At 59.7% G+C, this 12,168-nt stretch carries 11 protein-coding genes; 1 reads left to right on the top strand and 10 read right to left on the bottom strand.

From position 1 onward, the window contains the following. Positions 1-34 precede the first annotated feature (34 nt). Positions 35-970 carry an AEC family transporter gene (locus ACUZ79_RS00360; RefSeq protein ID WP_449250351.1) on the top strand — a complete coding sequence of 312 codons (936 nt, stop codon included), beginning with the start codon at positions 35-37 and terminating at the stop codon, positions 968-970. A 135-nt stretch (positions 971-1,105) separates the two neighbouring features. On the opposite strand, the gene ACUZ79_RS00355 is transcribed toward ACUZ79_RS00360, so the two are convergent. From ACUZ79_RS00355 to ACUZ79_RS00310, 10 genes are all read right to left on the bottom strand, one after another. Beyond that, positions 1,106-1,645, bottom strand: a complete 540-nt coding sequence (locus ACUZ79_RS00355; RefSeq protein ID WP_449250350.1) for a hypothetical protein — start codon at positions 1,643-1,645, stop codon at positions 1,106-1,108. Between the two features lie 226 nt (positions 1,646-1,871). Next, entirely contained in the window at positions 1,872-2,732 is an 861-nt protein-coding gene (locus ACUZ79_RS00350; RefSeq protein ID WP_051135423.1) for an FAD/NAD(P)-binding protein, read from the bottom strand. A 179-nt stretch (positions 2,733-2,911) separates the two neighbouring features. Then, entirely contained in the window at positions 2,912-3,997 is a 1,086-nt protein-coding gene (locus ACUZ79_RS00345) for a 4Fe-4S dicluster domain-containing protein (RefSeq protein ID WP_449250349.1), read from the bottom strand. After that, on the bottom strand, positions 3,994-5,442 hold the full coding sequence (locus ACUZ79_RS00340; RefSeq protein ID WP_240825275.1) for a hydrogenase iron-sulfur subunit: 1,449 nt from the start codon (positions 5,440-5,442) through the stop codon (positions 3,994-3,996). The genes ACUZ79_RS00345 and ACUZ79_RS00340 overlap by 4 nt, the downstream gene beginning before the upstream one ends. Continuing rightward, complete coding sequence (locus tag ACUZ79_RS00335; protein WP_227118709.1) at positions 5,430-7,391, bottom strand: CoB--CoM heterodisulfide reductase iron-sulfur subunit A family protein; 1,962 nt, start codon at positions 7,389-7,391, stop codon at positions 5,430-5,432. Before ACUZ79_RS00335 ends, ACUZ79_RS00340 begins: the two co-directional genes overlap by 13 nt. Continuing rightward, positions 7,391-8,323, bottom strand: a complete 933-nt coding sequence (locus ACUZ79_RS00330) for a CoB--CoM heterodisulfide reductase iron-sulfur subunit B family protein (protein ID WP_449250348.1) — start codon at positions 8,321-8,323, stop codon at positions 7,391-7,393. The genes ACUZ79_RS00335 and ACUZ79_RS00330 overlap by 1 nt, the downstream gene beginning before the upstream one ends. Next, positions 8,320-8,901 (bottom strand): 4Fe-4S dicluster domain-containing protein, encoded by a 582-nt coding sequence (locus tag ACUZ79_RS00325; RefSeq protein WP_022658838.1) that lies wholly within the window; start codon positions 8,899-8,901, stop codon positions 8,320-8,322. Before ACUZ79_RS00325 ends, ACUZ79_RS00330 begins: the two co-directional genes overlap by 4 nt. 119 nt (positions 8,902-9,020) lie before the next feature. Then, on the bottom strand, positions 9,021-9,473 hold the full coding sequence (gene aroQ, locus ACUZ79_RS00320) for a type II 3-dehydroquinate dehydratase (RefSeq protein ID WP_449250347.1): 453 nt from the start codon (positions 9,471-9,473) through the stop codon (positions 9,021-9,023). 24 nt (positions 9,474-9,497) lie between these two features. Beyond that, positions 9,498-10,379 (bottom strand): shikimate dehydrogenase family protein, encoded by an 882-nt coding sequence (locus tag ACUZ79_RS00315; RefSeq protein ID WP_240825269.1) that lies wholly within the window; start codon positions 10,377-10,379, stop codon positions 9,498-9,500. A gap of 257 nt (positions 10,380-10,636) precedes the next feature. Next, positions 10,637-12,124 carry a flagellar hook protein FlgE gene (locus ACUZ79_RS00310; RefSeq protein WP_449250346.1) on the bottom strand — a complete coding sequence of 496 codons (1,488 nt, stop codon included), beginning with the start codon at positions 12,122-12,124 and terminating at the stop codon, positions 10,637-10,639. Positions 12,125-12,168 lie beyond the last annotated feature (44 nt).

Here is a 12,168-nt window from a genome sequence, read left to right as displayed (position 1 = left end):
ATTGCGAAATGGTTATTTGAAAGGATAAAGAGACATGGCGTTTTTGCATGCGCTGGGCGGTGTATTCGGGCTGATGCTGCTTGGTTTTGTGGGGTTCATGCTGGCGGCGCGCAACTGGTTTGGCGCGGAAACCCGTATTGTTCTGCCGCGTCTGATCACCCAGATCGCCCTGCCGCCCTTTCTCATGTACACCATCATGCACTCGTTCCATCGGGACGATCTGATCATGCTGGCAAAGGGGGCGCTGCTGCCGTTGGGCTCTGTGACCCTCACCTTTGCGTTGGCCACTGCGCTTGCCAAACTGGCTCGCGTCAAAAGGCAGCATTTTGGCCTGTTCTGCGCCAGCGTGGCCAATTCAAACACAATTTTTATTGGTATTCCTGTTAATCTGGCCCTGTTCGGCGAAAGTTCCATTCCCTATGTGTTGCTGTACTATGCCGCCAGCACTGTTTTTTTCTGGACTGTGGGGGTCTACTCCATCACATGCGATATTACTGAAAACAGAGGAAAAATCCCCCTGTTCACCAGGGTCAGGCAAGTGTTTTCCCCTCCGTTCATGGGATTTATCACGGGATTGATTCTGACAATGCTGGGCGTTGAACTGCCCGAATTTTTGCAAAACGTTGCCCGTTCACTGGGCAATCTCACTACGCCGCTGGCCATGATTTTTATTGGCATTTCCATCTACGACATGGGATTGCGCAGCATCAAGATTGGCAAGGATATGGTCCTGCTGGCGCTGGGGCGCATGATGCTTGGCCCGCTGGTGATGACTGGCCTGCTCTATTTCTTCCCGGTGCCTGCGCTTATGGGCAAGGTTTTTATCATCCAGGCTTCCCTGCCGGTGATGGCCCAGGCGGCTATTTTGAGCGCTCACTACCATACAGACCCGGAATTTGGGGCGCAGGCCGTCAGCCTGACGACGTTGCTTTCCATGATCACCATTCCGCTCTACATGGTTATTTTTTAGAGCAGTCTTGGCATTGTGCCGCCTTCATGCGGAGGTAACGTTTCAAATCAACATGCTCTGTACTTGCCTGTTCTCAAGTGCAAAGGCCGCAGATTTTGCAATCTGCGGCCTTCAAATTTTTGTGGCGGGATTGGGCTACTTGGCGCTTTCAGCCAATACGTCCAGCATGAGGGAATCAGGTTTTTTGCTGCAAGCGTCAAGGTAGGCTTTGAGCGCGTCATCGTTGACAAGCACGGAAGCGGGCTTGCCGCTCTTGCCCCGGTTGTAGCCGTCAAGCCAGATTACAAAGCCGCTGCCGTCATCGGGGTTGGCGGTGTAATCCTTGCACAGGGTCTTGTCTGCGCGCCATGTGCTCGCTGTATCAACAGGAAAAGTCTTGCGGGCTTCCTGCCAAACGGCTGCGACCTTCTTGGTGGGGTCAACCTGGCAGGCGCCGTAAGCCTGGCCCAGCATGGGGGCGAGGGTCTCCGGGTCTGCAATGGGGTTGCCCATCGTGGCACTCACATAGCCATCAATCTGCAGGCCTTCAAATATGGGCGGCTGACCTCCATCAGTCATGGGCTGAGTGATGAATTCGGCGCAGATATAGGTGGAAGGATCAATCTTGTCGTTGCTGGCCTGAGCAGCCACGGGCAGCCCAAGCATCAGACAACAGAGAATCAGCGTTTTTTTCATGAATACTCCCTTGAAGAAAGCGTTGTACTTCCTTGACCCACTGCGCCCGTCCTGTCAACTGCCGCTGAATGCACGTGCAATGGCAAAATCGGCATGGTTCAGTGGTATGCGCGAGTGTGCAGGCCGAACTGCGCTGGGGCAAAAAAAGGAGGCTCCGTTATGGCTGCCCAGGGGCAATCACAAGGGAACCTCCCGCAAACAGACGTATGCTGAATGCCGTGGAATTTTACAGTTCCGGCGGCAGATCCTGCAGCTCCTGCCAGGTGAACACGGGGCCGTCCACGCAGACGTAGCGGCCGCCGATGTTGCAGCGGCCACAGATGCCAACGCCGCACTTCATGCGTTTTTCAAGCGTGGTCACGATGTTTTCAGGCGCAAAGTTGAGCTTTTGCAGGGCCTGCACCGTAAACTTGATCATGATGGGCGGGCCGCAGAGCACGGCCACGCAGTTTTTGGGGTCGGGGTTCAGTTCCAGCAGCACGTTGGGGATCAGGCCCACCTTGTGCGGCCAGCCGTCAAAGGGGGCGTCGATGCACAGGGTGCAGTCCAGATCGTCACGGCGCAGCCAGTCTTCTGTTTCATAGCTGAAGGCCATGTCGCGCGGGGAGCGTGCGCCGTAGAGCAGGCTCACCTTGCCGAAATCGGCGCGGTGTTCCAGCACGTGCAGCATGATGGTACGGATGGGCGCCATGCCGATGCCGCCGCCCACAAAGAAGATGTCCTTGCCCTTCCAGTCGGCGTAGGGAAAGTAATTGCCCAGAGGAGCGCGCACGCCCACTTTGTCGCCGGGCGAGAGCCTGTGGATGGCCGAGGTCACTTCGCCAGCCTGCATGACGGAGAACTGAAGGTAGTTCTTCTGCGACGGCGGCGAATTGATGACAAAGGTGGATTCGCCAGCGCCGAATACGGAGAGCTGGCCCACCTGACCGGGTTCGTAGGTAAAGGACTTCATGGCCGCATCATCGTCCAGCACCACGCGCAGGGTCTTGATGTTGCCGGTTTCCTGTATGACTTCGGCCACAGTGGCGGGCATGGGCAGGTAGGGGTTGCCCTGCATCATGGGACGGGCCGTGATTTCGCGCAGCATGCCGCCGTCGGGCGCGGGCTTGAGGCCCGGCTTGGCGGCTGGCTTGGCGGCGGCAGTTGGCTTGGTATCCACAGCGGGTTCTGCCTTTGCAGCGGCCTTTTCAGGCGCGGCGGTATTTTGGGGCTCAGTCTTGGGAGTGGTGGCTTTGCCGGTAGTTTTCTTGGTTGCCATGTCTGCTCCTACTTGTCCGTGGACTTCTTGTCATCGTTGCCGTCTTCAATGGCGGCCAGCACGATGGAGCGGATGTCCAGGCAGACGGGGCAATTGCTGATGCAGCGACCACAGCCGCTGCACGAGAACGAACCCCAGTTTTCAGGATAGGTGGAGTACTTGTGCGAAACGCGGTTGCGCATGCGGAATGCCTTGAGCATGCGCGGGTTGTGACCGCTGGCCTCGCGGGTGAACAGCGAGGACATGCAGTTGTCCCAGCTGCGCAGACGGCGGCCACCTTTTTCGCTCAGTCCTTCGCCCTCATCGGTGATGGTGAAGCAGTAGCAGGTGGGGCAAAAGTAGGTGCAGGCCCCGCAGGAGAGGCAGCGGTCGGTCTGATCCTGCCAGAACTGCGTGTCGTTAAAGCGGGCAGCCACTTTTTCGGGCGCGTTCTTGATATTGGGGGCAGGTACAAGGCTGGCCCAGGCTTCCTTGCGGGCGGCTTCCGCCTTGGGGAAGAGATCGGCACCTTCCGAGAGGGAAGACGCAGCCAGCAGTTCCTCGCCCTTGGGCGTGATGCCTTGCAGCACATAGCCGCCCTCGATCTCGGTCATGAGCACGTCCGAGCCTTCGGGGGAGGTGGGGCCGCCGCCAACCCAGTGGCAGAAGCAGGTGTTGCAGCCGCTGCCGCAGGTGAGCGTAACCACCGTGAGCTGGTCGCGCCGCGCCTTGTAGTAAGGATCGGCGTAAGGCCCTTTAAGGTAGGGGCGGTCAAGCACCGCATAACCACGCGCATCGCAGGGGCGGCAGGCAAAAACCACGGTGGGCTGAGCCTCGGGCTTGTCGTCCAGGCTCATGGTGACGCGCTCGAGGTTTTCCGGATCCTTGGTTTTTTTGTAGCGCACCAGGGTTTCGCACTGGGGCAGCACGGCCTCCTTGGCGGGCACGGTGGCCTTTTCCAGGGTAAACGGCTTGCCTTCCTGCCACGGCTCAAAGACCACAGAGCGCTTGTTGGCGGGCTTTTCTACCGGCACCAGCACACGGCGGCCATTCTGCGAGAGGTAGGCGAGAAACGCGGGCAAGCCGTCAGGGGTAACAAAGCGGATCATGCTCATTTCCAGTCCCTCTCATGAATGTTCTTTTCAACCACTTCATAGCCCAGCAGGGGCGGCACTTCGTCCGGATTGAGGCCGGGCTGGTAGCCGTCAAAAAGCTGGGCCACAGCGCGGGCAATCTGTTGGCGCAGGGCCAGGATGGGAATGCCCACGGGGCAGGCGCGCTGGCATTCGCCGCAGCCTGTGCAGCGGCCAGCCAGATGCATGGCGTGGATGGTCTGGAAGAAGAGTTTTTCCTTGGCGCTGTCTTCCTGCGTCATCCAGTGCGGGTCGCGGCTGTCGGAGACGCAGTAGTCGCGGCACACGCACATGGGACAGGCATTGCGGCAGGCGTAGCAGCGCAGGCAGCGGTCCATCTGGCCGCGCCAGAAGGCGAGCCGCTCGTCCAGAGTCATGGAATCGAGCAGGGCCAGTTCCGGCGGGGTATTGGGCGCGCCGTCCACCTTGACGGGCTGGCCAAGCAGGGTGTCGGCGAGGACTGCCGAAGGAGTGGTGCAGCCGTAGCATTTGCCCTGGGCGTAGTCCGTCATGCAGAAGCGGTGATCCTTGCCGTCGGCGGTGATGGTCACGCCGGCCTCGTCATAGGTCACGCCGTCGATCTTGGTGTAGCGGCCCAGATCCTGATTGACGCGGGCCATGTCGAGCGTGCCTTCGCAGGGCAAGGCGAAGATGGTCACATCTTCGCGGCGGATCAGGTTTTCCTGCAGCAATTCAACCACTGAGCGGGAATCGCAGCCCTTGACCACAATGCCCACCTTCTTGCCCTTGAACGAGGGCAGGTACACGGCGGGATTGTTGACGTTAAAGGGCCCCCACACCAGCTTGTCCACGTCCTCGGGGGTCTTCATGAACAGGGGCACGGTGTGCGCGGCGTCATAGCCCTGCTGCCAGCCGAGCACGCAGTCCAGCTCGGGCAGCTTGGCCTTGATGGCTTCTTTCAGGTCGGCAAGGGCGGCGTTCTGCCCTGTGCCGAGGGAGCGCAGGGAGGTCAGGGCCATGTCGGCTATTTTGAGCAGCGGTTCGGGATCTTCCAGCTTGGGCGCGGGGCCGAGCTTGTGGATGCGGTCGGTAAAGACCGTGACCACCTGCTGCCAGCGCTGGCCTTCGGAGGCCGAAACCCAGGTGTATTCAAAGCGGCGTTCGTCAATGCCCAGCACGGGCAGGAACTGCTTGAGCACCTCGAGGCGGCGGCGGGCATAAAAGTTGCCTGCGGCGTAGTGGCAATCGCGCGGGTGGCAGCCGGAAACCAGCACGCCGTCCGCGCCGTTGAGCAGCGCCTTGACGATGAACAGCGGGTCAATGCGGCCCGAGCAGGGAACACGGATGACGCGCAGGTCTGTTGGCTGGGTGGCGCGGGCCACACCGGCCGTATCCGCACCGCCATACGAACACCAGTTGCAGAGAAAACCTACAATTCTCAGTTCTTTGCCGTTTAGCACTGGCATAAGGCGTTTACCTCCGCAAGGATCTGGTTGTCAGTAGCGTGTGAAAGCTGGATGGCCCCCTGCGGACAGGTGGACGTACACAGGCCGCAGCCCTGGCACACGGTCTCGATGACCTGAGCCTTGCCCTCGCCCCGGATTTCCACTTCCTTGATGGCTCCAAAGGGGCAGCAGCGGATGCACTTGCCGCAGTTGACGCAACGGCGGATGTCCACCTGGGCGATCTGCGGGTCGCTTTCAAGCTTGTCCTTGGAGAAGAGCGCCAGCACCTTGGCCGCTGCGGCGGAACCCTGGGCCACAGAGGCGGGAATGTCCTTGACCCCCTGGCACACGCCCGCCAGATACACGCCGGCGGTATTGGTTTCCACAGGCTTGAGCTTGACGTGGCTTTCCATGAAGAAGCCGTAGCTGTCGTAGGAGATACGCAGCTTTTCCGCCAGCTGGGGCGAGCCCTTGCTGGCCTCGACGCCCACGGCAAGCACCACCAGGTCGGCCTTGATTTCCACGGGCTGGCCCAGCAGGGTATCCACGCCCATGACCGTCATCTGGCCGTTGCCGTCGGGGTAAATCTGCGACACGCGGCCACGGATGTATTCCGTGCCGTATTCTTCCATGGCCCGGCGGGTAAACTCGTCGTACATCTTCCCTGGAGCGCGGATGTCCATGTAGAAGACAAAGGACTTGGAATCGGGGATGTGATCCTTGGTCAGGATGGCCTGCTTGGCCGTGTACATGCAGCAGAAGCCGGAGCAGTAGGGACGGCCCACGGATTTGTCGCGCGAGCCGACGCACTGCACAAAGACGATGTTCTTGGGTTCCCTGCCGTCAGAGGGGCGCTTCACATGCCCGCCCGTGGGGCCGGATGCGGAGAGCAGGCGCTCGTACTGCAAGGAGGTGATGACGTCGGGGTACGCACCGCCGCCGTATTCCTTGTACACGGTCCAGTCCATGAGGTCATAACCGGTGGCGGCAACAATGCTGCCCACTTCTTCGGTGATGACTTCATCTTCCATGTCGTACTTGATGGCCCCGGTGGGGCACACCTTGGCGCACACGCCGCACTTGCCCTTGAGAAGCTGGCGGCAGAACTGCGGATTGATGACGGCCTTCTTGGGGATGGCCTGCGGAAAGGCAATGGTGATGGCCGTGGTGTTGCCCGTCAGTTCATTGAAGGTGTCGGGCGTTTTCTTGGCCGGGCATTTTTCGGTGCAGGCGCCGCAGCCCGTGCACAGGCTCCAGTCCACATAGGTGGTGCGCTTGCGGATTTTAACTGTAAAGTTGCCCACATAGCCCGAAATGTCTTCCACTTCGGAATAGGCGTAGAGCGTAATGTTGGAGTGCTGGGCCACGTCCACCATCTTGGGGCCGAGAATACAGGCCGAGCAGTCAACGGTGGGGAAGGTTTTGTCCAGCTTTGCCATCTTGCCGCCGATGGTCGCATCGCGTTCCACCAGCACCACCTGAATGCCGCCGTCGGCGCAGTCAAGCGCGGCCTGAATGCCAGCCACGCCGCCGCCGATGACAAGCACGCGCTTGTTGACGTCAAAGCTCTTGGCCAGCAGGGGCTTGTTGTTGCGCAGTTTTTCCACCGCAAGCTGCACCAGTTCGGCAGCCTTGTTGGTGTTGGCTTCCATGTCTTTGCCGATCCACGAAACATGCTCGCGGATGTTGGCCATTTCAAGCATGTAGCGGTTCAGCCCCGCGCGTTCCACTGTGCGGCGGAAGGTGGGTTCGTGCATGCGCGGCGAGCAGGAGGCAACGACCACGCCGTCAAGCTTGTGCTCGTGGATGGCAGCCTCAATGGCCGCCTGCCCTGGTTCGGCGCAGGTGTACATGGGGTCGTCGGCATAGACCACGTCCGGATAGGTGCGGGCAATGGCCGCCACCTGGGCGCAGTCGACGGTTCCGGCGATGTTGCTGCCGCAGTGGCAGATAAAGACGCCTATTCTCATTACCTGCCTCCTTCAGCGGCCTTGGCCTTCTGCTCTGCGGGTTTGGCCGCTTCTTCGCGGCGCAGCTCGCCCAGTTTGCGGATAAGGCCGTTGGCGCTGACGCACAGCTTGTTCAGGCCCAGTTCTTCTTCCGGCAGATCAAAGGCAATGCCCATCATCTGGGTGAAGTAGAGCACCGGCATACGGAACTTGGTGTCCATGGCCGCGCTGGCCTGATCCTGGCGCAGGTCAAGGTTCATCTGGCAGAGAGGACAGGCCACTACGATGGCGTCCGCGCCGAGGCGGGTTGCCAGCTCAAGGATGCGCCCCGAGTTTTTGGCTGTCATGGGGCGCTCGGGAATACCGAAGGACGCGCCGCAGCAGGCTGTCTTGAGCGGAAAATCAAGCATCTCCGCGCCGCAGGCAGACATCATTTCTTCCATGAGCGTGGGATTTTCGGGGTCGCCAAAGTTCATCACTTCCGCCGGGCGGCTCATGAGGCAGCCGTAGTAGGCCACGAGCTTGAGCCCCTTGAGGCTCTGGCGCACGCGGGCGGCGATGGCGTCCATGTCCATCTGTCCGGCAATGCCCTGCATGACAGAGGTGACCGGCGGAAACTGCTTGGCGGAGGGGCCGTCCAGCAGCTCGTCAACGCGGCTGCGGAAGGCGGGATTTTCCATGCGCTTGGCAGCCATGCGCAGGTTGGAAAGGCAGCTGGGGCATGGGGTAAGCAGAACTTCAGCTTTTTGCTGGGCGGCAATATCAAGATTGCGCACGCACAGGGCGGCGGAAAGTTCCGTATCCACGGCATGGGCCGGGGTGGAGCCGCAGCAGTTCCAGTCGGGAATATCCACAAGTCTCATGTCCAGGGCTTTGCACACAGCCTGAGTGGACATTTCGTAATCTTTTGAAGAACCCCTGGCGGAGCAGCCGGGGTAGTAGGCAAAATTCATGGGCGCACCCCCTCGCGCTTGGCGCGTTCCTTGTAGCGCGTAAAGATACGGGTAACCGGCCCTGCCCCGCCCGGCAGAATGTGGGGCTTGAGTCCCAGCTTGCCCTTTTTGAGGGCTTCGGGCGCAAGGTCAACATCGGTAAACACGCGGAGCGAGCGCATCATGTAGAGTGCCATGGTGCCGATTTCGTGGGTGCGGCCAAAGGTGCGCACCGTATCCAGGAAGGAAAACCAGAATTTCTCCACCTTGGGAACGGCCACGCGGCCTTCCTTGCGGGCCATGTGGCGCAGGGTCTCCATGACTCCGGCCACATCGATGTTGTTGGGACACCGTTGGCTACAGGTGGAACAGGACAGGCACATCCAGATGGAGCGCGAATCAAGAACCGCGTCCTTCAAGCCCAACTGTACCGCCCGCATGATCTGGTTGACCTGCATGTCGTAAACGAACCCTGCGGGACAGCCGGCAGTACAATTGCCGCACTGATAGCAGGTGGACACTTTTTGCCCGCTGTGCGCATCCACTTCCTCCGTAAAGGCGGGGTCGCGCAGGCGGTTCAGGTTAATGGCTTCGTTCATGGGAACTCTCTGGTTAGAAGCTGATGGGGTGCCGCTGTGACAAGACTATCTACAACGCTACAGCAGAAAAAGTCAAAAATCTAGGCTCACACCCCAGCAAATTATATACTGCGTCTTTACTACGCTTTGGCTGCGGCTTTAGCCGCCAGCGATTGCGCGGCTCGCAGCCCGAGAAGATAACTCTCAACGCCGAATCCGCATACGCTGCCCGCGCACACTGGCGACAGCACAGAATGGTGCCGGAACGCCTCGCGCGCGTGAACATTGGACATGTGAACCTCCACTACGGGCACAGGCAGAATGGCCAGGGAGTCAGCAATGGCATAACTGTAGTGCGTCCATGCGCCCGCATTGATGACCACTGCGTCAACACCCTCACCAAGCGCCTGGTGGATGCGCTCCACCATCAGGCCCTCGTGGTTGGTCTGAAAGCATTCCACGGTTGCGCCCAATTCCTGAGCAAGCGATTGCAGCGCTGCGTCAATGTCCGCCAGGGTGGCCGTGCCATACTGTGAGGGGTCGCGCTTGCCAAACATGTTCAAATTGACGCCGTGCAGCACCAGAATTCGCATGGAAGCCTCGCTTTTCATGTCGGTTTATTGGGGCTGTTGCCCAAGGGCGTCCTCAAGGGCGCGGCGTGATTCGGGCGGCAGCCCCTGCCCCGTCCAGAGGCGGAACTGCGCGTCGCCCTGACCAAAAAACATTTCAAGGCCCGATATGCAGCAACGCCCAGCAGCGCGGGCCTCGCGCAGAAAACGGGTTTCGAGGGGGTTGTACACAATATCGTAGGCAAGGGGTGTTGCCTTGGCAGCACCGTTGGCGGGAAGTGACCCCGCCAGCGAGAAATCGTAGGGGGTATCATCTTCCGCCTTGCCGCGCATGCCAAGGGGGGTGGTGTTGACCACCAGCATGGTCGGAGGCTCGTGACGGTCTTTCCACAGCAGGGGCGTAAGGCCGAATTCTTCGGCCAGCGGCAGGTGCGATTTATCGGAAGGCGTGGCCACAAAGATTCTGGCAGGGCGCTTTGCATTGTCCGGCGCGGCAAGGCCTGCGGCAACGGCCCGGGCAGCGCCGCCCGCACCAAGCAGCAGCACGTCCGCCCCGCCAAGAGGCATATCTGCGAGCGGAGCCATGAATCCGGCCACATCGGTGTTTTCGCCGCAAAGGCGGTCACCCTTCCAGTAGATGGTATTGGCTGCGCCCACCTGCCGTGCAAGGGGGCTGACTTCGTCCAGCAGGGGCAAAAGACCAACCTTATGCGGGATGGTTACGGAGCAGCCGCGAATATCAAGCAGGCGAACACTTTCCACAAAGGCGGGCAGTTTTTCGGGTGGCACTTCCCATTTCTGGTACAGTGCGTTGATGCCCAGGGTCTGGAAGCCCGTGTTGTGCAACAGGGGCGAAAGGGTCTGGGCCAGCGGCCAACCGGTGACGCCATAGAGAGCGGTACCATTGGTGGGGGATGCTGCGACGCTCATGCGGGGTGCTCTCCTGCGGGAAAATGCGAAAAAAGTGTTTCTTTACAGGGTGATCTACATCAGGAAGCAACACTGTACCCTATGGGGAGGTACGGAGCAATGCTCCGGAGCAAGGATTGCCCGGATAGTCCAAGTGTTTGAGTATGGTTTGCGTTTGCCAGTTTTGCAGCGGTATCTTGCCAGAAATACAAAAGGCCCCGGTTATGCCGGGGCCGGAATATCATGACACCAAGGAAGGGTCTGCGCCCATGCAATGACTACCGTTTGAGTTCCATGGCCTTTTGCAACATCTGATCTGCCGTGGTCACAACCTTGCTGTTGGACTGAAAGCCGCGCTGGTTGACAATCATGTTGACCATTTCCTGGGACATGTCCACATTGGAATGTTCAATGTTGTACGCGTTTATCTTGCCGTAGTTTTCCGTACCCGCAACGCCCATTTCCATACTGCCGGAATCTTCTGTGGCGGAAAAGAGGTTGTTGCCCTCGCGGCGCAGGCCGTCTTCGCTGGTGAAACGGCATACAGGAATCTGCCAGAGATTCATGCTTTCGCTGTTGGAATACTTGCCCACCACCGTACCATCGGCGTTGATGCTGATGCTGTTCAGTGAGCCTTCGGCGTAGCCATCCTGGGTGCGTGTGCGCGTCACAGGAGAGGAAGATGTGTAGTTGGTTGTGGCATCCGCAGCGCGGGTATAGGCGTTGCCCATACTCGCCAGTGCCGTGGGGTCTGTACCCACGCTGGCAGCATTTCCAGGACTGTTTTGCCAGCCGCTCTTGGCGGTGATGCCAAGATTCACCGTGACAGGCGCACCGTCGACAGTCATCTGGGGTATGCCGTCCTTGGAAAGTGCGGCCGCGTTCCAGTCCGCAAGGTTTGTACTGCCCGCAGTGGATGGGGTGTAGGCCGACATTCCGGTAACTTCGCCCTTGGCATTGAAGCTGAGGGTGCCCGCCATCAGGGGCTGGGCCTTGCCGCCATTGGCATCGGCATCCGATGCAATGAGATACTCCACAGTGGTTCCGGAGCCTGTGGATGGTGCGCCGTCAAAATAGATGGTGGCCGAGTGGGCCGTGCCGTCGGTGCCGTACAGGGTAATGCTCTGCCCGTATCCGTAGCTGGAACTGGCCAACGGTGGATCATTGGCGGCATTATACTGACCGACAAGGCTGAAATAGGGATTTGCAGGGTCACTGGAAGTGTCTTTGGACTGTCCCACATTAAAGCGCATATCAACAGCCGTGGTGGCCTTGGCGGGCATCTTGGCGAATTTGTCAATGGTGACCTGCGCCAGACCGCCCTTGGTGCCGTCCTCCGCGTACTTGTATCCCATGAGGGCCATGCCCGCCGGTGTGCGCAGAACACCCTGATTGTCGGGGCGGAAGTCGCCCGCGCGGGTGTAATACTGTTCGCCGGTTTTGTCCGTTACCTGAAAGAAGCCTTTGCCGCTGATGGCCATATCCGTAACGGTATTGGAAGACTCAAGAGCCCCCTGGTTGTACCGTGTGAGCACTGCGTCCAGCTGTACGCCCTGACCTACCTGTCCAAGGGCAACCTTGGAGTCTGTCTGCGCATCCCACCAGTCGCCTATGCCCCCCTGCTGCGCGTAAAAAACGTCAGAAAACAGAGCTGTTTGCTGCTTGTACCCGATGGTGCTCACATTGGCGATGTTGTTTGAGATAACGTTCATGCCGCTACTCAACGTTTTCATGCCCGTGGCGCCGATAAACAATGACGAGTTCATGCTCTGCCTCCTGTCGGGGGGAATAATTTTCCCGTGCCCGGAAA

The organism is Desulfovibrio faecalis, assembly GCF_053570625.1.
The sequence above is the reverse complement of the archived record's forward strand: the minus strand, read 5'-3'. Positions and strand labels throughout refer to the sequence as shown.

Bases quoted from the DNA above. Each gene is read 5' to 3' on its own strand.
- ACUZ79_RS00360 (WP_449250351.1), top strand. From the start codon at position 35: ATGGCGTTTTTGCATGCGCTGGGCGGTGTATTCGGGCTGATGCTGCTT.
- ACUZ79_RS00355 (WP_449250350.1), bottom strand. From the start codon at position 1,645: ATGAAAAAAACGCTGATTCTCTGTTGTCTGATGCTTGGGCTGCCCGTG.
- ACUZ79_RS00350 (WP_051135423.1), bottom strand. From the start codon at position 2,732: ATGCTGCGCGAAATCACGGCCCGTCCCATGATGCAGGGCAACCCCTAC.
- ACUZ79_RS00345 (WP_449250349.1), bottom strand. From the start codon at position 3,997: ATGAGCATGATCCGCTTTGTTACCCCTGACGGCTTGCCCGCGTTTCTC.
- ACUZ79_RS00340 (WP_240825275.1), bottom strand. From the start codon at position 5,442: ATGCCAGTGCTAAACGGCAAAGAACTGAGAATTGTAGGTTTTCTCTGC.
- ACUZ79_RS00335 (WP_227118709.1), bottom strand. From the start codon at position 7,391: ATGAGAATAGGCGTCTTTATCTGCCACTGCGGCAGCAACATCGCCGGA.
- ACUZ79_RS00330 (WP_449250348.1), bottom strand. From the start codon at position 8,323: ATGAATTTTGCCTACTACCCCGGCTGCTCCGCCAGGGGTTCTTCAAAA.
- ACUZ79_RS00325 (WP_022658838.1), bottom strand. From the start codon at position 8,901: ATGAACGAAGCCATTAACCTGAACCGCCTGCGCGACCCCGCCTTTACG.
- aroQ (WP_449250347.1), bottom strand. From the start codon at position 9,473: ATGCGAATTCTGGTGCTGCACGGCGTCAATTTGAACATGTTTGGCAAG.
- ACUZ79_RS00315 (WP_240825269.1), bottom strand. From the start codon at position 10,379: ATGAGCGTCGCAGCATCCCCCACCAATGGTACCGCTCTCTATGGCGTC.
- ACUZ79_RS00310 (WP_449250346.1), bottom strand. From the start codon at position 12,124: ATGAACTCGTCATTGTTTATCGGCGCCACGGGCATGAAAACGTTGAGT.